This window comes from Actinokineospora sp., from assembly GCF_050699995.1.
GTDB lineage: Bacteria > Actinomycetota > Actinomycetes > Mycobacteriales > Pseudonocardiaceae > Actinokineospora.
The window spans coordinates 1-24,904 of record NZ_JBOHGC010000026.1 but is presented as its reverse complement, the minus strand read 5'-3'; the positions used below and the strand labels follow the sequence as shown (position 1 = coordinate 24,904).

At 69.7% G+C, this 24,904-nt stretch carries 26 protein-coding genes; 14 read left to right on the top strand and 12 right to left on the bottom strand.

Going from position 1 to position 24,904, the window contains the following annotated elements:
* The 6 genes from ACRDSQ_RS01910 to ACRDSQ_RS01885 all read left to right on the top strand — a co-directional run.
* The coding region (locus ACRDSQ_RS01910) for an AfsR/SARP family transcriptional regulator (RefSeq protein ID WP_431418199.1) at positions 1–1,040 on the top strand (1,040 nt) is incomplete at its 5' end.
* Positions 1,041–1,128: 88 nt separating this feature from the next.
* Positions 1,129–4,116: a hypothetical protein gene (locus tag ACRDSQ_RS01905; protein ID WP_431418197.1), complete on the top strand. Its 2,988-nt coding sequence runs from the start codon at positions 1,129–1,131 to the stop codon at positions 4,114–4,116.
* A gap of 128 nt (positions 4,117–4,244) precedes the next feature.
* Positions 4,245–5,114: a hypothetical protein gene (locus ACRDSQ_RS01900; protein WP_431418195.1), complete on the top strand. Its 870-nt coding sequence runs from the start codon at positions 4,245–4,247 to the stop codon at positions 5,112–5,114.
* A 208-nt stretch (positions 5,115–5,322) separates the two neighbouring features.
* Entirely contained in the window at positions 5,323–5,694 is a 372-nt protein-coding gene (locus tag ACRDSQ_RS01895; protein ID WP_431418194.1) for a hypothetical protein, read from the top strand.
* 56 nt (positions 5,695–5,750) lie between these two features.
* Positions 5,751–6,308 carry a LuxR C-terminal-related transcriptional regulator gene (locus ACRDSQ_RS01890; protein ID WP_431418203.1) on the top strand — a complete coding sequence of 186 codons (558 nt, stop codon included), beginning with the start codon at positions 5,751–5,753 and terminating at the stop codon, positions 6,306–6,308.
* A gap of 12 nt (positions 6,309–6,320) precedes the next feature.
* Entirely contained in the window at positions 6,321–6,659 is a 339-nt protein-coding gene (locus tag ACRDSQ_RS01885) for a DUF2203 domain-containing protein (protein WP_431418192.1), read from the top strand.
* A 4-nt stretch (positions 6,660–6,663) separates the two neighbouring features.
* Here ACRDSQ_RS01885 and ACRDSQ_RS01880 read toward each other — a convergent pair whose 3' ends face one another.
* Positions 6,664–7,566 carry a proteasome assembly chaperone family protein gene (locus tag ACRDSQ_RS01880; RefSeq protein ID WP_431418202.1) on the bottom strand — a complete coding sequence of 301 codons (903 nt, stop codon included), beginning with the start codon at positions 7,564–7,566 and terminating at the stop codon, positions 6,664–6,666.
* 241 nt (positions 7,567–7,807) lie between these two features.
* Between ACRDSQ_RS01880 and ACRDSQ_RS01875 the strand changes: the two genes are divergently transcribed.
* On the top strand, positions 7,808–8,671 hold the full coding sequence (locus ACRDSQ_RS01875) for an oxygenase MpaB family protein (RefSeq protein ID WP_431418190.1): 864 nt from the start codon (positions 7,808–7,810) through the stop codon (positions 8,669–8,671).
* Between the two features lies 1 nt (position 8,672).
* Here the strand turns inward: ACRDSQ_RS01875 and ACRDSQ_RS01870 are convergent, their stop codons facing one another.
* Complete coding sequence (locus ACRDSQ_RS01870; RefSeq protein ID WP_431418188.1) at positions 8,673–9,020, bottom strand: histone-like nucleoid-structuring protein Lsr2; 348 nt, start codon at positions 9,018–9,020, stop codon at positions 8,673–8,675.
* Positions 9,021–9,180: 160 nt separating this feature from the next.
* Here ACRDSQ_RS01870 and crcB (ACRDSQ_RS01865) point away from each other — a divergent pair, with 160 nt between their 5' ends.
* Both crcB (ACRDSQ_RS01865) and crcB (ACRDSQ_RS01860) read left to right on the top strand, forming a co-directional pair.
* On the top strand, positions 9,181–9,576 hold the full coding sequence (gene crcB / locus ACRDSQ_RS01865; RefSeq protein ID WP_431418187.1) for a fluoride efflux transporter CrcB: 396 nt from the start codon (positions 9,181–9,183) through the stop codon (positions 9,574–9,576).
* A complete protein-coding gene (gene crcB, locus ACRDSQ_RS01860; RefSeq protein ID WP_431418186.1) occupies positions 9,573–9,917 on the top strand; it encodes a fluoride efflux transporter CrcB in 345 nt (114 codons plus the stop codon). Before crcB (ACRDSQ_RS01865) ends, crcB (ACRDSQ_RS01860) begins: the two co-directional genes overlap by 4 nt.
* Here the strand turns inward: crcB (ACRDSQ_RS01860) and ACRDSQ_RS01855 are convergent.
* Positions 9,914–11,194, bottom strand: a complete 1,281-nt coding sequence (locus ACRDSQ_RS01855) for a hypothetical protein (protein ID WP_431418185.1) — start codon at positions 11,192–11,194, stop codon at positions 9,914–9,916. The genes crcB (ACRDSQ_RS01860) and ACRDSQ_RS01855 overlap by 4 nt on opposite strands.
* A 198-nt stretch (positions 11,195–11,392) precedes the next feature.
* On the opposite strand from ACRDSQ_RS01855, the gene ACRDSQ_RS01850 reads away from it, so the two are divergent.
* The 3 genes from ACRDSQ_RS01850 to ACRDSQ_RS01840 all read left to right on the top strand — a co-directional run bounded on the left by ACRDSQ_RS01850 (position 11,393) and on the right by ACRDSQ_RS01840 (position 14,192).
* Positions 11,393–12,865, top strand: coding sequence for a S8 family peptidase (locus tag ACRDSQ_RS01850; protein ID WP_431418183.1), 1,473 nt, complete (start codon positions 11,393–11,395; stop codon positions 12,863–12,865).
* A gap of 213 nt (positions 12,866–13,078) precedes the next feature.
* Positions 13,079–13,582 (top strand): DUF3145 domain-containing protein, encoded by a 504-nt coding sequence (locus ACRDSQ_RS01845; protein ID WP_431418181.1) that lies wholly within the window; start codon positions 13,079–13,081, stop codon positions 13,580–13,582.
* Positions 13,583–13,604: 22 nt separating this feature from the next.
* Positions 13,605–14,192, top strand: coding sequence for a hypothetical protein (locus ACRDSQ_RS01840; RefSeq protein ID WP_431418180.1), 588 nt, complete (start codon positions 13,605–13,607; stop codon positions 14,190–14,192).
* 262 nt (positions 14,193–14,454) lie between these two features.
* Here ACRDSQ_RS01840 and ACRDSQ_RS01835 read toward each other — a convergent pair whose 3' ends face one another.
* From ACRDSQ_RS01835 to ACRDSQ_RS01795, 9 genes are all read right to left on the bottom strand, one after another.
* Complete coding sequence (locus ACRDSQ_RS01835; protein ID WP_431418179.1) at positions 14,455–15,888, bottom strand: acyl-CoA carboxylase subunit beta; 1,434 nt, start codon at positions 15,886–15,888, stop codon at positions 14,455–14,457.
* 40 nt (positions 15,889–15,928) lie between these two features.
* Positions 15,929–17,176: a beta-ketoacyl-[acyl-carrier-protein] synthase family protein gene (locus ACRDSQ_RS01830; protein WP_431418177.1), complete on the bottom strand. Its 1,248-nt coding sequence runs from the start codon at positions 17,174–17,176 to the stop codon at positions 15,929–15,931.
* 61 nt (positions 17,177–17,237) lie between these two features.
* Positions 17,238–17,489, bottom strand: coding sequence for an acyl carrier protein (locus ACRDSQ_RS01825; RefSeq protein WP_091371887.1), 252 nt, complete (start codon positions 17,487–17,489; stop codon positions 17,238–17,240).
* A 67-nt stretch (positions 17,490–17,556) separates the two neighbouring features.
* Positions 17,557–18,522 carry a beta-ketoacyl-ACP synthase III gene (locus ACRDSQ_RS01820; RefSeq protein ID WP_431418200.1) on the bottom strand — a complete coding sequence of 322 codons (966 nt, stop codon included), beginning with the start codon at positions 18,520–18,522 and terminating at the stop codon, positions 17,557–17,559.
* Between the two features lie 5 nt (positions 18,523–18,527).
* Positions 18,528–19,466 carry an ACP S-malonyltransferase gene (locus tag ACRDSQ_RS01815; RefSeq protein ID WP_431418176.1) on the bottom strand — a complete coding sequence of 313 codons (939 nt, stop codon included), beginning with the start codon at positions 19,464–19,466 and terminating at the stop codon, positions 18,528–18,530.
* Between the two features lie 140 nt (positions 19,467–19,606).
* Positions 19,607–20,794 carry a PucR family transcriptional regulator gene (locus ACRDSQ_RS01810; protein ID WP_431418174.1) on the bottom strand — a complete coding sequence of 396 codons (1,188 nt, stop codon included), beginning with the start codon at positions 20,792–20,794 and terminating at the stop codon, positions 19,607–19,609.
* A 37-nt stretch (positions 20,795–20,831) separates the two neighbouring features.
* The gene (gene yidC / locus ACRDSQ_RS01805; RefSeq protein WP_431418173.1) at positions 20,832–21,629 is read right to left on the bottom strand and encodes a membrane protein insertase YidC; all 798 of its coding nucleotides are present in this window, start codon (positions 21,627–21,629) and stop codon (positions 20,832–20,834) included.
* Between the two features lie 62 nt (positions 21,630–21,691).
* Complete coding sequence (locus ACRDSQ_RS01800) at positions 21,692–21,997, bottom strand: DUF6412 domain-containing protein (RefSeq protein ID WP_431418172.1); 306 nt, start codon at positions 21,995–21,997, stop codon at positions 21,692–21,694.
* Positions 21,998–22,114: 117 nt separating this feature from the next.
* The gene (locus ACRDSQ_RS01795) at positions 22,115–22,279 is read right to left on the bottom strand and encodes a hypothetical protein (RefSeq protein WP_431418170.1); all 165 of its coding nucleotides are present in this window, start codon (positions 22,277–22,279) and stop codon (positions 22,115–22,117) included.
* Positions 22,280–22,575: 296 nt separating this feature from the next.
* Here ACRDSQ_RS01795 and ACRDSQ_RS01790 point away from each other — a divergent pair, with 296 nt between their 5' ends.
* Positions 22,576–23,328, top strand: a complete 753-nt coding sequence (locus tag ACRDSQ_RS01790; protein ID WP_431418168.1) for a mechanosensitive ion channel family protein — start codon at positions 22,576–22,578, stop codon at positions 23,326–23,328.
* A 158-nt stretch (positions 23,329–23,486) separates the two neighbouring features.
* Positions 23,487–24,824, top strand: coding sequence for an NAD(P)/FAD-dependent oxidoreductase (locus ACRDSQ_RS01785; RefSeq protein WP_431418167.1), 1,338 nt, complete (start codon positions 23,487–23,489; stop codon positions 24,822–24,824).
* Positions 24,825–24,904 lie beyond the last annotated feature (80 nt).

Below are 24,904 nucleotides of genomic sequence, written 5' to 3'. Positions count from 1 at the left end.
GCCGTGACCGGGCGGGGCTGGCGGAGGCGCTGGAGCTGAAGGCGGCGGCCACCTCCAGCGTCGGACCCGTCGACCAGTTCCTGCAGGAGTCGCTGAGCATCCGCCGCGAGATCGGCGACCCGCTCGGGCAGGCCAGGGTCGAGCTGATGCTGGCCCGGCGGGCCACCGGTGAGCGGGCCCGTGAGCTGGCCGCCAGTGCGCATCAGCGGTTCCTCGCCGCGGGTGCGACCAGGTACGCCGCGCAGGCCGCGCTCGCCGAGGAGCGGGCCGCGCCACCGGACGTGCGAGTCGAATGCCTCGGCGGCTTCCGGATCGTGCGCGACGGCACGCCCGTCCCGCTGAGCGAGTGGCCCTCGCGCAAGGCCCGCGACCTGCTCAAGATCCTTATCGCCCGCCGCGGCCACCGCGTCCCGCGCGCGCAGCTCATGGACTCGCTGTGGCCGGGGGAGCCGGAGTCCGTGGTGTCCGCGCGGCTGTCCGTCGCGCTGTCGACGGTGCGCTCGGTGCTCGACCCGGGCAAACGCTTCGCGCCGGACCACTTCGTCGGCGCCGACCGGGCGAGCGTGTGGCTCGACCTGGCCACGACGTCCATCGACATCGAGGAATTCCTGCGCGACGCCCAGGCCGGCCTGGACGCGGCCAAGGCGGGACGCCCGGCGCAGGCCGTGCTGCTGCTGCGCACCGCGGAGGCCGCCTACACCGGCGACTTCCTCGACGAGGACGTCTTCCAGGACTGGGCGGGCGCGCTGCGCGAGGAGGCGCGCTCGGTGTACGTGCGGGTCGCGCACTACCTCGCCGACCACGCGGTCGAGTCGGGCGAGAACTACTCAGCCGCGTCCTACTCGCTGCGGATCCTGCAGCACGACCAGTACGACGAGCGCGCCCACCTGGCGCTGGTGCGGTCCTCGGTCATGGCGGGCGCGCACGGCGAGGCTCGCCGCGCCTACCGCACGTATGTCGCGCGGATGAGCGAACTCGGCGTCGAGCCTGCCCAATTCCCGAACTCGCGCGGCGCGGGGCGAAACTTTAAGGCTGTCTGAAGGCGCCTCGAAGGCTGCCTGAACACCGCTGAGCACTCTTTCCCGCAAGGCCGCACAGGGACGGCCGACACCGGGAGGGACTTCTCTCATGGACACACGAAGAACACTCGCCATGCTCTCCTCCGCCGCGCTCGGGGTGGGGCTCGCGAGCGCCACGACGCCGGTCGCACAGGCGGTGAACAACGTCGGAGTCACGATCACGATCCACAAGGTGTGGCAGATCGAGTGCGACGACAACGAGCGCAATGTCGCGGGCATCCCGTTCAACGCCTGCCCGAACGACTACTACTCAAAGGCGTTCTTCCCCAGCGGGGAACGCACCTCGCCGCGCGCCCCGGACGACCAGGGCGACATCTCGCCGGAGTGGAAGCTCTCCGGCACCTTCGACCGCGACGCCGGGCCGTTCGGCGTCCGCATCCAGCTGTGGGACCACGACAGCACCAGCGGCGACGACGCGGTCGACATCGCCAACGGCGACGACAACCTCGACATTGTCATCGACCCGAACACCGGCACCTTCTCCGGCGACGTGCCCACCCCAAACCTCGGCTACTCGAAGGGCAGCGGTGAGGACTCGGCCGCGGTCTGGTTCTCTGTCACCTTCGGCGACTCCGTCGACTTCGACGGTGACGGCCTGCACGACGGCATCGAGCGGTCCGGCATCGTGGTGGACAAGAACGGCACCGTCCCGGAGCACGGCAACCTTCGCGCGATCGAGGCCAACGACTCCAACGGCACGCTTCCGCCCGTGGCCGCCAGCCCGTGCCGACCGACCATCCTGACCGAGATCGACTACATGGTCGGCCCGGACGCCAACAGCGACGGCGTTCCCGACCACACCCACAAGCCGGTGCAGGCCGCGATCGACGAGTCCACCGCCGCCTTCAACGCCGGTGACGTGCTCGCCAAGCCGGGCTGCCCCTACGCGGGCGTGGACGCGGCCAACGGCGTGCAGCTGCTCATGGTCATCGACGACCAGCTCATGGAGATCGACAAGCTGACGTGGGGCGCGGGCCCGACGATCGGTGGCGCCATGGTCACCGCCGAGACGCTGCGCACGCAGAACTTCGACGCGAACCTGCGTCCGTACTACCACTGGTCGCCCTGGGTGCACCGCCAGCCCGACACACCCGCGGACAAGCCCGGTGACCCGCCCGTGGTCAACGGCAGCTCCGGGCTGTGCTGCGGCGACGGCAAGGACCCCCTGGTCAGCCTCGGCGGCTGGGCGGGCGACGTCGGCACCGTCCGCGACCAGTCGGGCACGTTCGTGCACGAACTCGGACACGCGCTCAACCTCGGCCACGGCGGATCCGACACCATCAACTGCAAGCCGAACTACCACTCGGTGATGAGCTACGTCTACCAGACCATCGGCGTGCCCGACTCTTCGCCGACGGCGCCCGCGCCGACGAGCGACATCACTGGCGACGGCCTGGTCGACGGCCGTGACCGGACCCGACTCGACTACTCGCGGGTGAAGCTCGACACGCTCGACGAGGACGCCCTCGACGAGGAGAAGGGCATCAACGCCCCGACCGCCGACATCTTCATCTGGGACGGCGACGGCACCTCGCCGTGGCGGGTCAGTGTGGGCAACGGTCCGGTCAACTGGGACCGGGAAGGCGACGGGACCGACGCGGCCCCCAACATCGACACCGAGAACGTCGTCACCGATGTCGACTTCATGGGCATCCCCGACCAGGGCTGCCCCAACACGGCGGCGGCCGGCGCGCCGATCATGGGCACGCCCCCGCCGAACAGCCCCGACCTCGACGGCCACGACGACTGGGCCAACCTGAAGTACAAGGGTCCGCTGTCCCCGCCGTCGAGCGGCCACTCCTCGGCGAACGAGCTGACCAAGGACACCGCCGACTTCATCCGTGCGGCGTACCAGGAAGCCGTGAGCCGCACAGATGTCGACGTCCACCTGACGGATGCTCCCGACCCGGTGGGCGCCGGGACGCAGCTCACCTACGGGCTGCAGGCGCACAACCACGGCAGCCCGAACACGGCGTACGCGGTCAAGGTCGTGCAGACTCTGCCGTCGGACGTCAGCTTCGCCTCGGCGTCGGCGGGCTGCACCAACGCGGCCGGTGTCGTCACCTGTCAGTTCGGGGACCTGGCGCCCGGAGCGTCGGCCTCGGCGAACGTGGTGGTGAACGTTCCCGCGGACCTCGTCCACAACAACGGCGGCCCGAAGGACATCACCTCGTCGGCCACCGCCTCGCACGACGGCACGGACTCCAACTCGGCCAACAACACCGCGAGCACCACGACGAAGGTCGTCGCGATGGCCGACGTCCAGGTCACCGCCGCGACGGCGACCGGACCGCTCGAGGTGCTGATGGGCAAGGCAGGCGCGGTCACGTTCGACGTGGCCATCGCCAACGCCGGACCGTCGAGCCCGATCGACACCGTGCTCACCACGAGCGCGTCCGGCTCCAGTGGCGTGATCGTCACGCCCGCGTCGGCCACCTCGGCGCAGCCCGCACTGGCCGTGGGCAGCCCGCGGACGGTCCGCACGGAAGCCACCGTGGACTGCACGTCGCCGGGAGTGAAGACCGTGACCCTCACCGCCGCGCTGGCGCTGAAGAACGCGGCCGACCTCGACCCGGACCTGACCAACAACCAGCGGGCGTCGTCGTTCCAGATCGACTGCGTCGTGCCGGTGGCCATCAACGTCCGGCCGAAGGGCTTCCCCAACTCGATCAACCTCAACACGGACGCGACACTCGCCGCGTTGACCACCGCGGCCGGGGAGTACGGGCTGCCGCTCGACTTCGACGCCACGAAGATCGACGTCACGACAACGTTGTGGGGACTCCGGGCGAATCTCGTCAACACCGCGACACCCTTCGGGGCACGGGAAGTCCACGGCGAGGGGCACCCGGAGCGCTCCTACGAGTTGGACGAACGCACCCGCGACGCCGATCTGGACCTGGTGCTGCACTTCAAGCCAGCCGACTCGGGACTCACCCTGAGCTCCAAGGAAGCCTGCTTGAAGGGCCGCTACCTGGCCCCGGACGGGAACACCTACACGTTCCTGGGCTGCGACTCGGTCCGAGTCGTCAACTGATCAAACGGTGACGGGTGAGCAGGATCGGTACAGCCGGTCCTGCTCACCCCTGTGGACGGACGCGGACAGGCGTGGAGTTCGGCCGCCCGATACGGTCGGGCCGACTGATCCGAGTGAATGGAGTCGCTATGTCCGCCGGGCTGGGTGTGCAGGTCGTCGTGGAGACCGATCCGGAGGCTGAGGAGCGGCTGGTCGAAGAGCTGTTCACCGCCGTCCTCGCCGATATCGGGGCTGACGCGGAAGACCACGACGTCGAAGACGAGGACGAAGACCTCGAGGAGGACGACGAGCGGGTCGTGCTGGCCGTCGCGGTCGCCCGCGCCGAGGGGAAGCTCCTGGGCTGGGCGTCACTGCTCGGGCCGGACGAGGAGGACCCGGGGCCCACGGTGCAGTGGCTGCTGCTCTCGCGGGAGATCGAGCGCATCAAGACGGGCATGTACGACGAACACCCGGCCACCCCGGAGGAGATCGAGCTCCTGGTGGCTTTGACGAAGGCCGCCGCCGACCACGCCCGCGAAGCGGGCAACGAGGCGATCGTGTGGTCCGACCCGATGGCCGACCTGGACGCGCATGTCGCGGAGGCCCTTGGCGCGTCTCCGGATGAGGAACTCGGGCACATCTGGGCGTTTGAGGACCTTGCCGCGGTCGCGGCTCCGGCCGGCCTGCCCGCCGTGCGCACGCAGGTCGCGACCGAGCCGACGGAGAACCTGCCGGACGGCACGGATGTGATCACCATCGACGTGGTGGACACGGACGCGGAACTGTCGGCGCTGATCAAGGGCAACCGGGCGATGGTCGAGGAGATCATCCACCACGACACGGAGCCCGAGGTCCTGGCGGCGGCGATCCACGACCTGGTGGGCAAGATCCGCGAACTGAACCCCGATGTTCGCACGCTGCGGGTGCACGAGTACGACGACGAGGATGTCGAGGAGGCCGCGGAGCTGGCCGGCATGACCGTCGCCAAGCAGCTCCACTTCTACCGCCTGGACCTCTGAGGATCGCGCGGCACACCCCACTAAAACGCAAGGGGCCAAACAGGCGCCCGCCTAGTACTCAGGTATCACCCTGGACTTGGCGCTCGCGGGTGACGATTCGCGTCTCGCTCCTGCCTACCGTTGTTCGCATGAACACGTTGTGGCACAACTGGATCGCGGTCCCACTGGTCCGCGGCCTCACCACCCTCCCGCTCGGCGTGGCGCGCGCGTGTTCGCCACGCCGGTCGGGCTGGGGCGGCGGGTGTCCCGCACGCAGCAGGGGATCGCGCGGCGGTACTCGCTCGGTGTGCCGAGTCGGCGGCGACTATCCGCCGGGCTGCTGATGTTCCCGCTGGCCCTGCTCTGCCTGTACCTCGTCTACATGGGCTACCTCTACTTCCTGCGCCCCGACGCGATCGGTGCGCTCGGCCACCCGTTCACCGCCGACCCGAGGTTCGACAACGCCTGGGGTGGGCCGACCCTGGTGGGGGCCTGGGTCGTGCACTCGGCGGTCGCGTTCGCCCTGCACTTCGTGGCCGTGTCACTCCTGCGGCGTCTGGTCGCGTGGCAGGACGGGACAACCGTAAGGTCGGACGGGTGAAGAGGTGGCCGGTCGTCGCGGCGGTGGGGGTGTTCGTCCTCGCCTGGCTTGACCCGGTGCAGCACTACCCGGGGGCGCAGGAGTTGGTGCTGCCCGTGGCGATGGACATCGTCCTGATGGACGTGCGGATGCCGGTGCTCGACGGCCTCGCCGCGACCAGGGAGATCCTCGCGGCCGACGACCCGCCGCGGGTGATCATGCTGACCACCTTCGACATCGACGACTACGTCTACGAGGCGCTGCGCTCGGGCGCGAGCGGGTTCCTCCTCAAAGTCCTGCAGGCCGCCGACCTGGTGTCCGCCGTGCGCGTCGTGGCGGCGGGGGAGGCGCTGCTGGCGCCGACCGTGACCCGCAGGCTGATCGAGACCATCGCCCGCCAGGCCGCCTTCGTCGCACCGTCGCGTGTGGACAGTCTGACCAAGCGGGAACGCGAGGTGCTGGTGCTGCTGGCCCGCGGACTGTCCAATGTGGAGATCGCGGAGACGTTCGTGCTGGCCGAGCAGACGGTCAAGACCCACGTCGGCCGCGTCCTGGCGAAACTCGGCCTGCGCGACCGCACCCAGGCCGTGGTGTACGCCTACGAGAGCGGCCTCGTCCGGCCCGGCGGCCCATGACAGGCTGTGGCCATGTTCACGCTCACCGAAGCCCGCGCCGAACTGGCGCGTCTGCGCCCCGTCCTCGACGAGATCGTCGCCCTGCGCGCGGACGCGGCCGAACTGGGCGCGGGGGAATCGAGCCTCGGCGGACTACCCGAGTTCAAGGCGGCTCAGGCCCGCCTCGATGAACTGCTCACCAAAGTCCAGGACACCGGCGCCGAACTCAAGGGCTTCGCCCCGCTGCTGGTCGACTTCCCCGGCACTCTCGACGGCGTGCCGGTCCTGTGGTGCTGGCTCGAAGGCGAACAAGACCTAACCTGGTACCACCGCGCCGACCTGGGCTTCACCGGCCGCCGCCCGCTGCCCTGACGGGTCAGCGCTCGCCGTCTTGTTCGGCGAGGAAGCGTTCGAACTGGCTGCCGAGTTCGTCGGCGGTGGGGATGTCGGCCGGGTCGGCGAGCATGTTGCGGCCCGCGGCCTCGGCGAAGCTGTCGTACTGGTGCTCCAACGCCCGCACTCCCTCCGACACCTCGTCGGACTCGGCGATCTGGCGTTCGATCTCCACATCCGCCTTCCGCTTCGCCTCGCGCAGGGGATCAGCGGGCAGCGACAGCCCGGTGGCCCGCTCGATCGAGTCGAGCAGCGACAGCGCGGCGGCCGGGTACGCCGAGTGCGACAGGTAGTGCGGCACATGCGCGGCGAACCCCATCGCGTCGCGGCCTGCCTCGCCCTCGCGGAACTCCAGCAGGTTCGCGATGCTCGCGGGGACCTGGATCCGGCTGAACGTCTGCCGGTAGTCACGCACCAGGTCGGGGCGGGTGGCGTGCGCGGTGACCTCCAGCGGCCGGGTGTGCGGCACGCCCATCGGGATGCCGTGGAAGCCCACGGCCATCCGGACACCCCAGCGTTCGATCAGCTCGCCCACCGCTGAGATGAACCGCTCCCACTCACGGTCCGGTTCCGGCCCGGTGAGCAGCAGGAACGGGATCCCCTCGCTGTCGTGCACCAGGTGCACCGCCAACTCGGGCGCCGCGTAGGACTCCCAGTGGTCGGTGAGGTAGGTCATCGTCGGGCGCCGGGCCCGGTAGTCGATCAGCCGGTCGACGTCGAACCGGGCGATGACCCGGTGTTCGAGCGTCTCGAGCAGGTGCTCGGCGACCAGACGGCCGGCCGAACCGGCGTCCATGAAGCCCTCGAAGGTGTGCAGCAGCACCGTGCCCGCCAGGTCAGGGACATCCGAGTCCACGTCGTACAGGTCGCCCTGACCGTCCACAATCGCCTCCGGCGCACATCGATTACTGCCTTTCCTGGGTCAACACCGCGCCGAGGAGATCCATTCCCGGCCGCACGTCCCTATCCGCCCGGCGTCGGCGCCACTAGCGTGGGTCTGCGGTCGTTCTCGGACCAGGATTCGCTGGCGGTGGCCCTTGAGGTGCTCGGTTGGGGTTTCGTCGTCGCCTTCGGGATCTACGTGGTCCTGCGGCTGGTCGACCCGTTCCCGCATCGAAGGGAGCCAGATGAGCACCCCAGCCTTGATCGACAGCGCCGACCTGGGTCTCTTCGGCCCGGACTCGGTGACCTGGCAGGTGCACGCCGACCCGTCGATGTGGTTCGGCGGCATCCGCAGCCTCTACCTGCAGGCGCTGCACCCCAGGGCGGTCGCGGGTGTCGTGCAGAACTCCGACTTCCAGGCCGATCCGCTCGGCAGGCTGGTGCGGACCGCGACCTTCGTCGGCATCACCACCTACGGCACGCTCGAGCAGGCCGACCAGGCTGCCCGCCGGGTGCGCCAAGTCCACCGGTCGCTGCGGGCCCGCGACGAAGCGGGGGTCCAGTTTCGGATTGACGACCCCGAACTGCTGCTTTGGGTGCATTGCGCCGAGGCGGCGTCATTCCTGTCGGGCGCGCGCCGGGCCGGATTTCCGTTGACCCGTGAGCACGCCGATCGCTATTTCGACGAACAGCGCACCGCGGCGGCGTTGGTCGGTCTCGACCCGGACGAAGTCCCGGGCAGCGTGGATGAGATGACCGGCTACCTGAGAAACGTCTATCCGACGTTGCGGCGGACCGAGAACACCGACTTGATCTACAACTTTCTACACCGACCGCCGGTCCAGGGACTTCTCGCGGTGGGTGTGCGGCTCTATGAGCCGACAATCGGACATTTGTCCTATTCACTGCTGCCCGGCTGGGCGCGGCGGCTCTATGGCCGCCGCGCTTACCCCGATTCCGTCACCACTGTCGCGGTGCGGGCTTTCCGACGTGCGGCATTGGCCCTGCCCGGTGGGTTCCGGATCTCCCGCACACTCGAACCGGCGCCGGTCGCGGCCGTGCGCAGGCTGGGGGAGTGGGCAACGCCGTCGCCGAGACGGCTGCCCTGACTCAGGCGCCGTGCGCTTCCTGGAACTTGGTCACCAGCGCCGCCGGGATGCGGCCACGCTCGGCGATGGACTCGCCCTGGCTGCGCGCCCACTCGCGAATCGCCTGGTTGTCGGCCTTGTCGCTGGCCGACGCGGACTTGCGCGCGGTGCCCGCGGCGACCTTCGACTTGCGGCCGCCGGTGCGCCGCGCGTGCCCGACGAACTCCGCGAGCGAGTCGCGCAGCCTGCTGGCGTTGTCGCTCGACAGGTCGATCAGGAAGTCGACGCCGTCGAGGGCGAAGGCCACGGTCTCGTCGGCCGTTCCACCGTCGAGATCGTCGACCAGCTCGACAACGGTCTTCTGCGCCACGGTTTCCTCCGCATGATGAGTCGTATTGGCCGAAATGCGGCCCCAGTGCCACGGGACCGGCATTCCCGGCCCGTTCTGTGCGCAGCTTATAGGTACGGCCTATGGCTACCCGCAAGGCGGTCCGGTGTGGCGGCCGGTGATAATCACGCTAGGAGGTGTCATGGGTGCCGACATTGCGGCGAAGACGACGTTGGCCGCGGTGGCTCTGGGTGGCGCCGTAGGCGCACTCGCGCGATTTTTGCTGGTCAGCGCGTTACCCGGGAAAGCGGGAGGATTTCCGCTGGGCACTTTGCTGGTCAATTCCGTGGGCTGTCTGCTCATCGGGGCGCTCATGGTCGCGGTCACGGAACTGAGGAATATTCATGCGCTTGCCAGGCCATTTCTGGGTGTAGGCGTACTCGGTGGCTTCACCACGTTCTCCGCCTACGCGGAGGAAGTTCGCGTGCTCCTTGCTCCGGACACGCTGATTTTCGCCATGTCCTATCTGTTGGGGACCGTTCTGTGCGCGCTGGTCGCCGTGGCGGTCGGAATGCGGGTCGCGCGGTGGCTGCTGTGACCGCGCTCCTGGTAGTGCTCGGCGCGGCGGTGGGCGCGCCGCTGCGCTACCTCACCGACCAGGCGCTGCGCCGCCGCTTCGGCGACAGGTTCCCGTGGGGCACGCTGACCGTGAACGTCGTCGGCTCCGCGATCCTCGGCGCGCTCACCGGAACGTCGACAGCGGTGCACGCCCTGCTGGGCATCGGCTTCTGCGGAGCGCTGACGACCTACAGCACGTTCGGCTACGAGACCGTCCGCCTGATCGAGGACCGCGCCTACCTGCGCGCGTTCAGCAACGTCACCATCAGCGTCGTCGCGGGTGTCGGTGCTGCGGCGCTGGGGCACGCGTTGGTCGGCTAGCCGGCGAGCGAGAGCTGCAATGCCTTGGTGACGACGGACTTCAGGATCGGGTCGTCCGGGTCCGACTTCTTGTCCAGCCACACCGCCTGGACGAGTTTGAGGCTGCTGCCCTCGCGCCCGCTGGCGTAGGCGGCCGACTCGAACGTGGGCTGGTGCGGGCCCGGCCAGGCCACGCCCTCGGCGGCCTGGTCGGCGATGCCGCCCGCGCCCGGCCTGTCCGCCACCGCCCGTAGCTCGGTCGCCGACGTGCTCTTGGTGAACCGAAGGACCGAGACCACCACGGCCACCGGCTTGCCGTCCGAGGTCGCCTCGAACCGGGCCCGGATGAGCCGGGCGCACCCGTTCTTCTCGAGCCAGGTCTTGACGTCGCCGAACGCGTGGGCCGCGCAGTCGGTGTGCTCGGCGGACCCCTTCGCGGTGAACGCGACACCGTCGACCGGGATCTGGTTGGTCGAGCTTTCCGGCCGGTCGGCCGAGCCCTTGTTCGCCGAGCTGATCGCCACCGCGATGCCGGTGGCCAGCAGGATCGCGATCAGGATCGCGGCGACGATCGGCAGCCAGCGCAGTCCCCGCGCGGGCTCGTCGCCCTCGTGCTTGCCGTGGTGGCCGGCGAGCACCGTGCGCGGGATGAACGTGGTCATCGCGGCGGCGTCGCGGGCGGCGGTGTCGACGAAGCCCTCGGCGACCAGTTCGGCGGTGCCGAGGTCGGCAGCGTCGGCTCCGTCGGGGTGCACGGCGGCGAGGATCTGCCGGACCTCGGCGACCGTGCAGGTGCGCGTGTGGGTCGCGAGCTCCTTGGCGGCGGTCATCAGGTTGCGTGGCTCGGGATGCAGGATGCGCACCCCGCGCATGAGGTCCGGGGTGGGCTGCGAGACCTGCGAGACGTAGGGGCCGATCGCGACGACCGTGCCGACCGGCACCGGCTCCGTCCGCTCGGCCTGCAGCAGCGCGGTGACCGCCGACGTCGCCGCCAGCGCTTCCGCGGCCGGGTTGGTCGCTCCGTCGGGCCGCACCAGCGGCCAGCCGTCGGTCGTCCACTGCCCGGACAGCGGCGCGTCCAGCCGGACGGCCGGGTCCGGCAGGTCGACACCGACGATGACGAGCACGCCGCGCGGCATGATCACGACCGCGTCGATCGGGCCAGGGCAGCCGGGCGGCTGCAGGTCGAGCACCGCCACACCGCCCACGATCGCGTCGCCGCGTCCCCAGGACGCCAGCGCGGCACGCAGGTCGGTTCCGACCGTGGAGGTCTCGCCCCCGACCCGGACCAGCCGCACCCCGACACCTCCGCAAACCCCCGACGGCGGTGACCTCTGACAGGTCACGCACCACGCCGCTGCGGACACGGTATCGGGGCCCGATGCGGCCGATCGCGCCGACCTCCAAGCCAATTCGATGGACCTCGTCACCTGATCAGGGGACCGTCGTTGTGGTTAATGCCACCTTCCAGTGTCATTAATTGTCATGGAGGTTCCATGTTTGGTCGTTCCCTGCGCGACCCGCGACTCCGCGCCTGTCTGGCCGCCGCCGTTCTCACGATTCCCTTGGTCGCAGCCGCGCCCGCGACGGCCAATCCGCTCGCACCGGTCTCCGATTCCCTCGCCCGTCTGCTGACCGCGGTCGGTCAGCACACCGTGCTCGTGCACGGCACCTCCGCGACCGCCGCGGACGCCGCCGCCCGAGCCGCCGGGATGACCCCGGTGACGACGTTCCGCAAGATCGGTGTCGTCGTGGCCAAGGGCTCGGTCACCCAAGTCCAGGCCGTCCGGGCCAAGTCCGGCGTGACCTACGTGGAGGCGAACGACCCGATCCGCCTCTTCGCGAACAGTTCGGGCACCGTCGCGACCACCAGCCTGCAGGCCCAGAAGACGCTCACCGGCGCCAACGGCCGCAAGCTCGACGGCAGCGGCGTGTCGGTGGCGATCATCGACTCCGGCATCGACCCCACGCACCCGGCGTTCAAGGGTGACGACGGCAAGACCCGCGTGGTGCGCAGCCTCAAGGGCGTGTGCCTCGACGAGTCCAGCGTCGGCACCGGCTGCATCGTCGACACCACCGACGCCATCGACACCGACCTGCTCGCGGTCGGCGGACACGGCACCCACGTCAGCGGCATCGCCGCGGGCAAGGCGTACACGCTCAGCGGCGGCAAGGTCGTCGGCGGATCCGCGCCCGGCGCGAAGATCGTGTCCATCTCCGTGGGCGCCGTGATCGTGATCGTCGGGGCCGACGCCGCGCTGAACTGGGTCCTCGAGAACCACAAGGCGCCCTGTGGCGCGGGCGTCCCGGCGAGCACCTGCCCGCCGATCAAGGCCATCAACAACTCCTACGGGCCGTCCGGCGGCGGCAAGTTCGACGCGAACTCCGCGACCGTCAAGCTGCAGCGCCAACTCGCCGCCGAGGGCGTCATGACGGTGTGGGCCAACGGCAACGACGGTGGCAACGGCTCGGAGAACCTGTCCAACCCGCCCGGCCAGGACCCGACCCCCGGCGTCGTGTCGGTGGCGTCCTACAACGACCAGGGCACCGGAACCCGCTCCGGCACGGTGTCGGACTACTCGTCGCGCGGCGCGCAGGCGGACCCGTCGACCTGGCCGGACATCTCCGCGCCGGGGGAGAACATCATCTCCGCGTGCAGGCTGTACCTGCCGATCTGCGCCACCGGTCTCACCCCGGTGAACGGGCCGGGGCTGCTCGACCTGGGCACCTACAACGTGATCAGCGGGACGTCCATGGCCGCTCCGCAGATCACCGGCATCATCGCCCAGCTCTTCCAGGCGAAGCCGACGGCGACGCCCGCCGAGATCGAGGACGTCCTGAAGCGCACCGCGTTCAAGTACACCGACGGGTCGGGCTACCAGACCGTCAACGGGTACTCGACGAGTTTCGACAAGGGCACCGGCCTCGTCGACGTGGTCGCCGCGGCGACCGCACTCGGCGCGCACTGAGACTCGGGGTCGAATGCGGGGAGCCGGTTATGGCTCCCCGCATTCGGGTTTCCCGGATCGTTTCACTGGCGCACCTGATGGTTTCGTGGTTCGTGTGGCCAAAGTGTCCGGATACAGGGCACAATGACCGCAGGTATTTCCGCTCAGTGGAGATAGCCGCTGGTTGACAGGACGTAGGGGAAGACGATCCTCGTCGAGCAGCGGAGGTCAGCAGTGAGCACCCGTGGAAACACCCAAGGCGTGGTGTACGTCCACTCGTCGCCGTCTGCGGTATGTCCGCACGTCGAGTGGGCGATTTCGGGCACCCTAGGGGTGCGCGCCGAATTGAAGTGGACCGCGCAGGCCGCGGCCCCCGGTCAACTGCGCGCCGAATGCGCGTGGACCGGTGAGGCGGGCACTGGCGGCAAGATCGCGGGCACCCTGCGGGCGTGGCCGATGATCCGCTTCGAGGTCACCGAGGAACCCAGCTCCGGGGTCGACGGTGAACGCTTCTGCTACGCCCCCGCGCTCGGCCTCTGGCACGCCCGGACCTGCGCGAACGGCGACATCGTGGTCGGTGAGGACCAGTTGCGCACGCTGGCCGCGTCGGCCCGCGGCGGCGAGTCCTTCGCCTTCGGCGTCGACGAGCTGCTCGGGGCGTCCTGGGACGAGGCCCTCGAACCGTTCCGCCGCGCGGGCGACGGCGCTCCGGTCACCTGGCTGCACCGCGTCGGCTGAACCCCTGTGGCACGCTTGACCCGTGGCGCAGGGGCGAGGGGTCAGGCAGTCGTGGTTGTGGCCCGCGGTGCTGGTCGCGGTCGTGCTGACGGCGACCGCGAGCCTGCTCGCGCGCGAGTTGTACGCCGCCGACCGCGACACGCCGCCGCCGTCGGCTATCCTGCCCAGCGCGGGCGCGCTGCCGCCGGGTGAGCAACCCGGGCACCGGGACGTGCGGGGAACGCAGGACGCGATCCAGCACCCGATGTACGAGACGGTCCGGCAGCTGCTGCAGACCTACTTCGACGCGATCAACGGCAAGAACTACGAGCGGTGGCGCACCACGGTCACGGCCGACCGGATCAAGAACATGCCCGAGGACACCTGGCGAGTCAGCTACCGGTCGACGCAGGACGGCAGCATGGTGGTCTACCGGATCGAGACCGGCCCACGGGGCAGCGCCCGGGTGATGCTGACGTTCATCTCGAAACAAGACGTCGCCGACGCGCCGCTGGAACTGCCGGAGCCCTGCATCAGGTGGCACGTGATCTTCCCGCTCGTGGTCGAGGCCGATGTGTGGAAACTCGACGCGGGACCGACCGGGGCGTCCCCGCAGCACGAGAAATGCTGAAACCGGTCCGCCTCCCCGGAATTCAAGGGTCGGGTCACCCGCGGTGGGATGGTGCGGTTTGGTGGGCAACCGTGGTCGGCCGGCGTCACGGTCCCCTTAGGCGCTGGTCGGAAGCCTGGCCGCCACTTCGACCAGTGGCTCGACGGCCAGGGCGGGGCGGACTACTCGCGCATTCCCCTGGGCGAATCGGCCAGTTTGCACTAGCCATGCGAAGAGGGACCGACTCACCCGCGCGAATCGGTCCCGCTATCAGCGCTTCAAATTAGAGCGGGATGTTGCCGTGTGATCCGCGGCCCGCCGGGGCCGCCGCCAACGCCTCGGCGAGCTTCTGGCGGGTCTGCTTCGGGTCGATGACCTCATCCACCACACCGATCGCCATCGCCCGCTCCACGCCGCCCGCGATCCGCTCGTGCTCGGCGGTGAGCCGCGCGTGCAGCGCCTCGCGCTCGTCTTCCGAGGCGGCGGCGAGCTTCTTGCGGTGCAGGATGCCGACGGCGGCCTTCGCGCCCATGACCGCGACCTCGGCCTCCGGCCAGGCGAACACCGCGGTCGCGCCCAGCGAGCGGGAGTTCATCGCGATGTACGCGCCGCCGTAGGACTTGCGGGTCACCAGGGTCACGCGCGGGACGACGGCCTCCGCGAACGCGTGCAGCAGCTTCGCGCCTCGGCGGACGACGCCGTCCCATTCCTGGCCGACGCCGGGCAGGTAACCCGGGACGTCGACCACGACGAGCAGCGGCACGCCGAAGCTGTCGCACATCCGGACGAAGCGGGCCGCCTTCTCCGCGGACAGCGAGTCCAGGCAGCCGCCCTTGCGCAGCGGGTTGTTCGCGATCACGCCGACCGTGCGGCCGCCGAGGCGACCGAGGCCGATCACCACGTTCGGCGCCCACTTGGCCTGCAGCTCCTCGAACTGGGACACGCCCTGCGCATCGGAGTCCAGGATGCCGCGCAGCAGCGGCTTCACGTCGTAGGCGCGGTTGACCTGCTCGGGCAGCAGGTCGCGCAGCGCGCTCTCCGCGCGGACCGCGTGCAGGTCGAACAGGCCGGGCTTGGCGAACAGACTGGTGATGCGGCGGGCGCGGACGTAGGCGTCGGGCTCGTCGGTGGCCAGCACGTGCACGACACCGGACTTGCGCCCGTGCGCCTCGGCGCCACCCAGGCCTTCCTGGTCGATCTGCTCGCCGGTGACGCTGCGGACCACGTCCGGCCCGGTCACGAAGACCCGCCCGGCCGGGGACATGATCACCACGTCGGTCAGCGCGGGACCGTAGGCGGCGCCACCGGCCGCCGGGCCGACCACGACACTGATCTGCGGGATGCGGCCCGAGGCCCGGATCATCGCGGCGAACACGTTGCCGACCGCGTCGAGCGACTCGACGCCCTCGGCCAGCCGCGCGCCGCCGCAGTGCCAGACCCCGATCACCGGGCTGCGCTCACGCAGCGCGGTGTCGATGGCCTCGACGATGTGCCTGCAGCCCTCGGTACCCATCGCGCCACCCATCTTGGTGGCGTCCGTGCAGTACGCGATGACCTTGACCCCGTCGACGCGTCCGCGCACCGCGAACACACCGCTGGTGTCCGCGGGGCGCAGCGGCGCCATCGAGTCGGGATCGAGCAGCTGCGCGAGCCGGACCAGCGGATCCCGCGGGTCCAGTTCGTCGGCCTCGCTCGATCTGGTGGCCAGAGCGGTCATCTGGGGAACTCCTCAACTGGGACTTGGTGAGTCCCGGTGGTCATGCGGCGGTGAATGCGAGCGCGACGTTGTGGCCGCCGAAGCCGAACGAGTCGTTGACCGCGGCCGTGAGCTCGACCTTGCGCGGCTGGCCGGTGACGACGTCCAGGCCGACGCGCGGGTCGATGTTCTCCAGGTTGCGGGTCGCGGGGATGACGCCGTAGTAGATCGACAGCAGCGTGATGATGCTTTCGACCGCGCCCGCGCCGCCGACCAGGTGGCCCAGCGCCGACTTCGGCGCGGTGAGCACGACGTGGTCGCCGAGGGCCTTGCGGATCGCCGCGGCCTCACCGATGTCGCCGACCACCGTGGAGGTGGCGTGCGCGTTGACGTGGGTGACGTCGGCCGCGCTCAGGCCTGCCATCCGCACCGCGTTGGTGATCGCCTTGATCTGGCCGACACCCTCGGGGTGGTTGCCGGTGATGTGGAAGGCGTCGGAGGTCATGCCGTAGCCGGAGAGCCTGCCGTACACGCGGGCGCCGCGGGCGGCGGCGTGCTCGGCGGTCTCCAGGATGACCACGCCCGCGCCCTCACCGAGGACGAAGCCGTCGCGGTCGTTGTCGAAGGGCCGCGAGGCGCGCTCGGGCTCGTCGTTGCGCGTGCTCAGGGTCCGGGACTGGGCGAACCCGGCCACGGTGATCGGGTGGATGCACGCCTCGGCGCCACCGGCGACGACGACGTCGGCCCGACCGTTCTGGATCATCTGGTAGGCCGTGGCCAGCGCCTCGGCGCCGGACGCGCAGGCCGAGGCGGGCGTGTGCACACCAGCGCGGGCGCGCAGCTCGATGCCGACGTGCGCGGCCGGGCCGTTGGGCATCAGCATCGGCACGGTCAGCGGCGAGACCTTGCGCAGGCCGTCGCGCTGCAGGAGCTCGTACTGGTCGAGCAGGGTGACCGGGCCGCCGATGCCGGTGCCGATCACGACGCCGAGGCGCTCGGGGTCGACCGGCGCTTCCTCGTCCCTCGGCAGTTCGAATCCGGCGTCAGCCCAGGCCTCGCGGGCGGCGATGATCGCGATCTGCTCACACCGGTCGAGCCTGCGGGCTTGGACCCGGGGCAGGACGTCGGTGGGATCGACCAAGAGCGGCGCGGCCAACTTGGCGGGCAGGTCGTAGCGTTCGACCCACTCCTTGTCGTTGACGCGGATGCCGTTCTTGCCTGCGAGCAGCGCTTCCCAGGTGGTCGTGACATCACCGCCGAGCGGCGTGGTGGCGCCCAGCCCGGTGATGACGACGTCGACGTTGCTCATGGGGTTTCCTTCGCAGCGTGGGTGGTGACTGGATTCGAATGCCGAGGAACGAGGTATGCGATCAGGCGTTGGTGGAGATGTACTTCACGGCGTCGCCGACGGTCTTGAGGTTGGCCAGCTCGTCGTCCGGGATCTTGACGCCGAACTTGTCCTCGGCCTGCACGGCGATCTCGACCATCGAGAGCGAGTCGATGTCGAGGTCGTCGACGAAGGACTTCTCGGCGGTCACGTCGTCGGTGGCGACACCGGCGACCTCTTCGACGATCTCCGCGAGTCCTTCGAGGATCTCGGTGTCGCTGGGCTTCTCCGACATGCCAGGTTCCTTCCTGTTCGATCAAACCGGCCGGTACAGCACCTGCCGGAGTCTTGCTTCCCTGTGGTCAGGGACAGATGACGACCTGGCCCGCGTAGGACAGGCCCGCGCCGAAACCGACGAGCAGCGCGACGTCGCCGGGCTTGATCCGACCCGCCTCACGCATGTGGTCCATCGCCATCGGGATGGAGGCCGAGGAGGTGTTGCCCGACTTGACGATGTCGTCGGCGACGACCATGTCCTCGCGGGCGCCCTTGGCGCGCAGCTTCTTCGCGATCGACTCGATGATGCGCAGGTTGGCCTGGTGCGGGATCAGCACGTCCACATCGGAGGGCTGCAGCCCGGCCGCTTCCAGCGCCTGCAAAGCGATCGGCGCGATCCGCGTGGTCGCCCAGCGGAAGACCGACTGGCCTTCCTGGAAGATGTGCCGGTCCTCGGTCATGCCGATCATGTCGACCATGTCGCCCGCGCTGCCCCAGACGACCGGGCCGATGCCCGCCTCCTCCGAGGGACCCACGACCGCGGCGCCCGCGCCGTCGGCGAAGATGATCGCGTTGCCCCGGTCGACCGGGTTGACCCAGTCGGTGAGCTTCTCGGCGCCGATGACCAGCACCCGCCGGGCGGAGCCGGACCGGACCAGGTCCGACGCGGTGCCCAGCGCGTAGCAGAAGCCCGCGCAGGCGGCGTTGAGGTCGAACGCGCCCGCCGCCTTGATCCCGATGCGGTCGGCGACCTGCGCCGCGCCGTTGGGGATCTGGGTCGGCATGGTGCAGTTGGCCAGGATCACGGTGTCCACATCGGACGGTGAGAGGCCGGAGTTGGCCAGCGCCTTGGACCCGGCCATGACCGCCATGTCGACGAGCAACTCGTCGGGCCCGGCGAACCGGCGCTCGGCGATGCCCACGCGCTCCCGGATCCACTCGTCGGTGGTGTCCATCTTCTGCGAGAGCTCGTCGTTGGTGACGATGCGCTCAGGCTGGAAACTGCCGACCCCGAGGATGCGGCTGGCTTTGGCTCCAGTGGCGAGTCGCATTGTGGTCACGCGCTACTTCCGATCATGTCGGTCACCGTGTCGAGGTTGTCGGGAGTCTTCATGGCCACGGTGGGGGTGCCTTTGAGTTCCCGCTTCGCCAGGCCGACGAGCGCGCCCGCGGGCGGGAACTCGACGATGCCGTCGACGCCGAGTTCGGCCATCGTCGCCATGCAGCGGTCCCAGCGGACGGGGTTGGTGACCTGGTCGATGAGCCGGGCCAGCACCTCGGCGCCGTCGGCCACCGCGGCCCCGTCCCGGTTGGACAGCAGCGTGAAAGCCGGGTTCGCCGGTGCGCCGAGCGTCTCGGCGTGCGCGGCCAGGGCCTGCTGCGCCGGGGCCATGTAGTGCGTGTGGAACGCGCCCGCGACCTTGAGGGTGATCACCTTCGTGTCGGCGGGCGGCTCGACGGCGAGCTTCTCCAGCGCGGCGAGCGACCCGGCGGCGACGATCTGGCCCGCGCCGTTGCGGTTGGCTGCCACGAGGTCGAGCTCGGCGAGCCGGGCGAGGATGGCTTCCTCGGTGCCCCGCATCATGGCGGCCATACCGGTCGGCTCGAGCTCGCAGGCGGCGGCCATTTCGCGGCCGCGCACGGCGGCCAGCGCGATGGCGTCCTCGGCGGTGAGCACGCCCGCCATGGCGGCGGCGGCGAACTCGCCGATCGAGTGCCCGGCGATGACGGCGTCCGCGGGGATCTCCACGCGTGAGCGCAGCTCCTCGAACGCGAGCAGGGTGGCCGCCACGATGAGCGGCTGCGTGATCGCGGTGTCCTTGATCTCGTCGGCCTCGGCGGTGGTGCCCAGCCGGGTCAAGTCGAGGCCCGCGATGTCCGACCACGCCGCCAGCCGGTCGACCGCGCCCGGCAGTTCGAGCCACGGGCTGAGCATGCCGGGGGTCTGGGAACCTTGCCCAGGAGCGAGTAGCGCGATCACCTGTTCACTAGACACTGTCCTGGGCCCGGTTATGCATGTCGGCACTCACCAAGTTGCGCGGCGTCTGTTGTAGGGGGTCTACAAAAGTGACCAGCCGGTAAACGCTACGGGCGGGTATTCATTGTCTGTTGTGGCAATAACCACTAAAAACTTGGCTACCAGAGCCCGCGAGCCCTTGACAGCCTGCCGACCGCCAGTGCGATCCGCAGCACGAGGGCATCGCGAGGATCGTTCGCGTTCCGCCCGGTCAGCTCCGTGGCCTTGCGCAGGCGGTATCGGACCGTGTTCGGGTGAACGAAGAGTTGTCGCGCGCAGGTCTCGAGGACACCGCCGGTCGACAGGTACGCCTCGACGGTCTCCTGCAGTGACCCGCCCGCCTCTTCCAGCGGTCTCGCGATGCGGTCGATGAGCTGGAACTCGGCCTCCGGGTCGCCCGCCAGCGCCCGCTCCGGCAGCAGGTCCGTCGACCGCACCGGCCGCGGCGCCTCCCGCCACGCGACGACCGCGCGCAGCCCCGAGAGCGCGTCCGCGGAGCTTCGGTGCGCCTCGGCGAGGCTGGCGACGGTGGGGCCCGCGACGACCGCGCCCTCGCCGAACGCCTCGGCCATTCTGCCCATGACCTCGCGGTCGGCGCCGTCCTCGGTCGGCCCGCCCAGGACCACCACCAGCCGTGAGCCCTGGACGCCGAGCAGGACGGGTCGGCTGACCCTGGCAGCGCGGCTGCGGACCTCGAACACGACCGTCGGCGGGTCGTCCGACGGCGGGTTGCCGACCAGCACGGTGGCCTCCGAACCCGGGTCCCAGCCCAGGGCGGCGGCCCGCGAGAGCAGCGACTCCTCGGCGTCGCCACGGACGATCCCATCGACGACCAGCGCTTCGAGCCGGGCGTCCCAGGCGCCGCGGGCCTCGGCGGCGGAGGCGTAGGACATCGCGGAGGCGAACGCCACCTCGCGCCCGTAGCGCAGGACGGCCTCGGCCAGCAGTGCCCGGTCCTCGTCGGTGGCGGCGAGGTCCGGCACCATCTCCTCGAAGATCTTCAGCGACACCCGGACCATCTCGACGGTCTGCCGGAGGCTGACCCAGCGGGACAGGTCGCGGGGGGCGCCGCGGAAGGTGTCGGTGGTCATCCGCAGGGCTTCCATCGGGTTGCGCAGCCACGCCGCGAACCCGGCGACCCCGCTCTGCGCGACGAGCAGCACCGACGCTCGCTGGTCGGCGGGCATCCGCACGAACCAGGCGAACTGCGCTTCCATGGCCGCGACAGCGGCGGACGCCAGCTTTCCCGACGCCCGCTCCACCGCTTCCAACGTCTCGGCGGACAACCCGACCGACGCCCCACTCATCTCTCCACACTCCCACACGGTGTTCGTCTTCGGCCCGTCAGCGCCACTTGGTCTCTTGTGGATGCTCCTCGCCGTCCACCAGGTTCGTGAGGACGTGCTGTTGGACGAAGGTCCACAGGTTGCCGGCGAGGAAGTAGAGCAGCACGCCGATCGGCACCGGGAAGAACGCCCCGGAAACCAGCATCCCGATGGGCGCGAGGTACATCATGGCTTTGCTGACCGAGGCGAGTTGGGGGCTGGTGGTGGTGTCCTGGCGCCGCAGGCTCATCCGCATGGACAGGAACGTCGCGAGCCCGGCCAGAATCATCAGCGGCACACCCACGGCGACCATGTGCGCCCGGTCGGTCCCGAACGCGATCAGGTCGGCCGCGGGCTGGCTGATCCAGTTGCCGAGCTTGGCGCCGAACAGGTCGGCGTTCAGGAACGAGTCGACCCCGGCGCGGTCGAACACGTAGTTGGACTCGGCGCCGGGCGCGAACCCGCGCAGCACCCAGAACAGGCTCAGGAACGCGGGGATCTGCAGGAGCGCGGAAAGGCACCCGCCCAGCGGGCTGCTGCCGTTGTCGGCGTGCAGTTTCTGGATTTCCCGAGCCATCCGCCCCCGGTCGCCCCGGTGCTTCTCACGGATCTTCTGTATCTGCGGCGCAAGCTTCTGCGTGCGTTTCGCGGCGCGGAGTTGGCTTAGGGCGGGTCGGACGAGGAGGGCGCGGATGGTGAAGACGAGGAAGACCACGGCCAGCACCCAGGCGGTTCCGCCGGGGCCGAGGAGGGAGCTGAAGATCAGGTGCCAGAACCAGAGGACAGCCGAAACAGGGTAGAGAAAGACGTCGAACATCGAGGGTCACTCCGTCACGGGGGAGGCGGCTTTCGGACAGGCGGAAGCGGCCGCCCGTGCGATCAGGCGGCCGCGGTGCCCAGTGACGGAGCTCGTGGTCGGGGGCTTCCCGGTGTCCCCGGGTCATGCAGCCGAAGGACTTCGGCGAGCCGGGCTTGTTCTCGCAGGCTGACGGTCCGCACCAGGGCGGGGGCCGCGTCAGGGTCGACCCGGACGTGAGCGACGCACACGATCAGGGCGGCGGCGAGGCCCGCGGCGAGGGCCAGCGGGTTCAGGTCGCCCGCGGCGGGAAGGGCCAGGAAGAGTGCGGGAAGGAACAGGGCGAGCACGAACGTGAGCCGCATCCTCACCGCGCTCCCAGACCCCATGCCCTCGACTGTACCCATTTCCCTTCAGGTGCTGGGGCACTCAACGCTGAAGCAGCCGGTCGAATCCGGTGAAGGGTTCGCGAATGGTCACGCTCTCGTCGTTTCCGTCGCTCCGCATCAGAGACGAGATCGTCTGAGCCAGCTCCGGGGTGAGGGTCCGTAGATCTGTTGGGTGCTTTCCGGTTCGAGGTATTCGGTGTAGGCCTCGACGAAGTGGTCCGCCCCGACTTTCAGGTGGGTCGCCATGGAATCGGCGTCCGGGTGGATCTGGACGACGGTCACCAGGTCGGACTCCGGCGCCGCGCAAATGACGCCCGACCCACCGATGAGCGCGTTCCGCGAACATGCAAGCGGAATCGGGCGGGCCGCCCGGCAATTTCGGTGCGCTCGATGCCGGGCGGCCCATCTCCCCGGTCCCCACCGGTAGTTCTACTATGGGTAGATCTTGGCGTGGGTGCCATGCGATTCGGCGGTTTTAACCCATTCGTGGGATGTGTTGCGGTTGCCGGGGCGGGTGTCGTGGGAAACGATCTCCCAGGACAGAGATCTGCCCGTCGGGGGCCTAGGAGGTACACATCATGGGTGCGGAACTGCGGGAAGGGTTGGGTGCGGCGTGGTCGATGGTTGCCACGTTCGTGCCGAAGCTCCTCGGCTTTCTCATCATTCTTTTGATCGGTTGGCTCATCGCGAAGGCTGTGGCCAAGGGTTTGTCCATGGTGATGGGCAAGCTCGGTTTCAGTAAGCTGATGGAGAAGACCGGTATGTCCGGTCTGGCTCGCAATTCCGGGGTCGATGTCGGCAACATCCTCGTGAAGTTGGTTTACTACTTCATTTTGTTGATCGCGCTGCAGTTGGCGTTCGGGGTGTTCGGTGAGTCGAACCCGGTCAGTGCGTTGCTCAACGATGTCATCGCGTTCTTGCCGCGGATTGTTGTGGCGGTTGTGCTGCTCATCGTCGCGGCCGCGGTCGGCAAGGTTGTTCGCGACTTGATCACGAGCGCGTTGGGCAACCGGCCGTTCGGTCCGATGCTGGGGACTGTCGCGTATGTCTTCATCATCGCGTTTGGTGTTATCGCGGCGTTGAACCAGGTGAACATCGCGACGACGGTGACCATGCCGGTGCTCATCACCGTGTTGGCGACCATTGGCGGCATTCTGATCGTCGGGCTTGGTGGCGGTCTCATCAAGCCGATGTCGGAGCGTTGGGGTGGTTGGCTGGAGCGCGCGCAGGCGCAGATGGGCACGTCGGATCACGCGCCGCGGCCGCGGGTGGAGACTCCGCCCACGGTCGAGGCGACGATGGACCGGCCGGCGCACGATTCGCGTCGTTAGTCGGGTTTTGGCGGCGGCGTCGGGCTTTGGCCTGGCGCCGCCGTTTCCGTGCCGGGACTTTGGTCCTGTGTCCGCTGGGACCGGCTCATGCTCGTGGGGGAGTGGGGTTCGCTCCCGCGCGGGATGATCTTCGGGTGGGGCGGGGGCACGCTCGTGGCATGACCGAGCGACCGCACATCCTGATCGTCGGCGGGGGCTATGTGGGCCTGTACGCCGCGTTCCGTTTGCAGAAGAAGTTGCGGGGCGGTGAGGCGACGGTGACTGTCGTCGATCCCCGTCCGACCATGACGTATCAGCCGTTCCTGCCGGAGGCGGCGGCCGGTTCCATTGAGCCCCGGCATGTCGTTGTGCCGCTGCGCAAGGTGTTGCGCGGGTGCCGGGTGGTGACGGGCACTGTCACGGGGGTCGATCACCGCCGCGGGGTGGCGACGGTCGTGCCCGCCGAGGGTGTGCCGACCGAGTTGGCCTACGACGTTCTCGTGTTGGCCGCGGGGTCGGTGGCGCGGACGCAGCCGGTGCCGGGGCTCGCCGAGTGCGCGATCGGGTTCTCCACCGTGGGGGAGGCCATCTATCTGCGCAACCAGGTGCTGTCCCGGCTTGACGTCGCCGCGAGCGCCACCGATCCGGAGGTGCGCCGCCGGGCGTTGACGTTCGTTGTCGTCGGCGGCGGGTACGCGGGGGTGGAGGCCTTCGGCGAGTTGGAGGACATGGCCCGGTTCGCGATGCGGGTCTACCCGGAGTTGGCGCCGTCGGATATGCGCTGGGTGTTGGTGGAGGCGGCGGGCCGGATCATGCCGGAGGTCAGCCCGTCGCTGGCCGAGTACACCGTCCGCAGGCTGGAGAAGCGTGGGATGCGGGTCCTGCTGAACACCACGGTGACCAGCATGGTCGACGGCCATGTGGTGCTCAGCGACGGTGAGGAGTTCGACTCCGACACCGTCGTCTGGACGGCCGGTGTGCGGGCCAACCCGCTCGCTCAGGCCAGCGGTCTGCCCGTCGACCCGCGGGGCAGGCTGGTCGCTTCGACGACGCTGCGGGTGCCGGGCCACGAGGATCTGTGGACCGCCGGTGACAGCGCCGCGGTGCCCGACCTGTCCGCCGAGGGCGCCTGGTGCGCGCCGAGCGCGCAGCACGCGGTGCGGCAGGCGAAGCTGTTGGCGGACAACATCATCCGCTCACTGCGGGGCCGCGAACCCAAGCCCTACAAGCACTCCCACGCGGGGTCGGTGGCGAGTCTCGGGCTGCACAAGGGAGTCGCGGAGATCTACGGCATCCGCCTGCGCGGCGTGGTCGCCTGGCTCATGCACCGCGCGTACCACGTCACCCGCGTGCCGACGCTCAACCGCAAGGTCCGCGTCATGGCCGACTGGCTCATGGCCTTCCTGCTCCGCCGCGACGTGGTCTCACTGGGCCAGATCCACGACCCGCGGCGGGACTGGGCCGCCATGGTGGAGGCCACGGGTGTCCGACCCACAGTGCCGCCCCGGGTGGGCTAGCGTCTGTCTCGAAGTGCGGGTGCGCGCCAGTCGTGATCGGGGTGGTTCCTGGCGGTGCGGACGGATCGCCACTCATACCG

Bases quoted from the DNA above. Each gene is read 5' to 3' on its own strand.
- ACRDSQ_RS01830 (WP_431418177.1), bottom strand. From the start codon at position 17,176: ATGAGCAACGTCGACGTCGTCATCACCGGGCTGGGCGCCACCACGCCG.
- ACRDSQ_RS01875 (WP_431418190.1), top strand. From the start codon at position 7,808: ATGAGCACCCCAGCCTTGATCGACAGCGCCGACCTGGGTCTCTTCGGC.
- ACRDSQ_RS01850 (WP_431418183.1), top strand. From the start codon at position 11,393: ATGTTTGGTCGTTCCCTGCGCGACCCGCGACTCCGCGCCTGTCTGGCC.
- ACRDSQ_RS01820 (WP_431418200.1), bottom strand. From the start codon at position 18,522: ATGCGACTCGCCACTGGAGCCAAAGCCAGCCGCATCCTCGGGGTCGGC.
- ACRDSQ_RS01785 (WP_431418167.1), top strand. From the start codon at position 23,487: ATGACCGAGCGACCGCACATCCTGATCGTCGGCGGGGGCTATGTGGGC.
- ACRDSQ_RS01800 (WP_431418172.1), bottom strand. From the start codon at position 21,997: ATGGGGTCTGGGAGCGCGGTGAGGATGCGGCTCACGTTCGTGCTCGCC.
- ACRDSQ_RS01790 (WP_431418168.1), top strand. From the start codon at position 22,576: ATGGGTGCGGAACTGCGGGAAGGGTTGGGTGCGGCGTGGTCGATGGTT.
- yidC (WP_431418173.1), bottom strand. From the start codon at position 21,629: ATGTTCGACGTCTTTCTCTACCCTGTTTCGGCTGTCCTCTGGTTCTGG.
- ACRDSQ_RS01905 (WP_431418197.1), top strand. From the start codon at position 1,129: ATGGACACACGAAGAACACTCGCCATGCTCTCCTCCGCCGCGCTCGGG.
- ACRDSQ_RS01835 (WP_431418179.1), bottom strand. From the start codon at position 15,888: ATGACCGCTCTGGCCACCAGATCGAGCGAGGCCGACGAACTGGACCCG.
- crcB (WP_431418187.1), top strand. From the start codon at position 9,181: ATGGGTGCCGACATTGCGGCGAAGACGACGTTGGCCGCGGTGGCTCTG.
- ACRDSQ_RS01810 (WP_431418174.1), bottom strand. From the start codon at position 20,794: ATGAGTGGGGCGTCGGTCGGGTTGTCCGCCGAGACGTTGGAAGCGGTG.
- ACRDSQ_RS01900 (WP_431418195.1), top strand. From the start codon at position 4,245: ATGTCCGCCGGGCTGGGTGTGCAGGTCGTCGTGGAGACCGATCCGGAG.
- ACRDSQ_RS01825 (WP_091371887.1), bottom strand. From the start codon at position 17,489: ATGTCGGAGAAGCCCAGCGACACCGAGATCCTCGAAGGACTCGCGGAG.
- ACRDSQ_RS01885 (WP_431418192.1), top strand. From the start codon at position 6,321: ATGTTCACGCTCACCGAAGCCCGCGCCGAACTGGCGCGTCTGCGCCCC.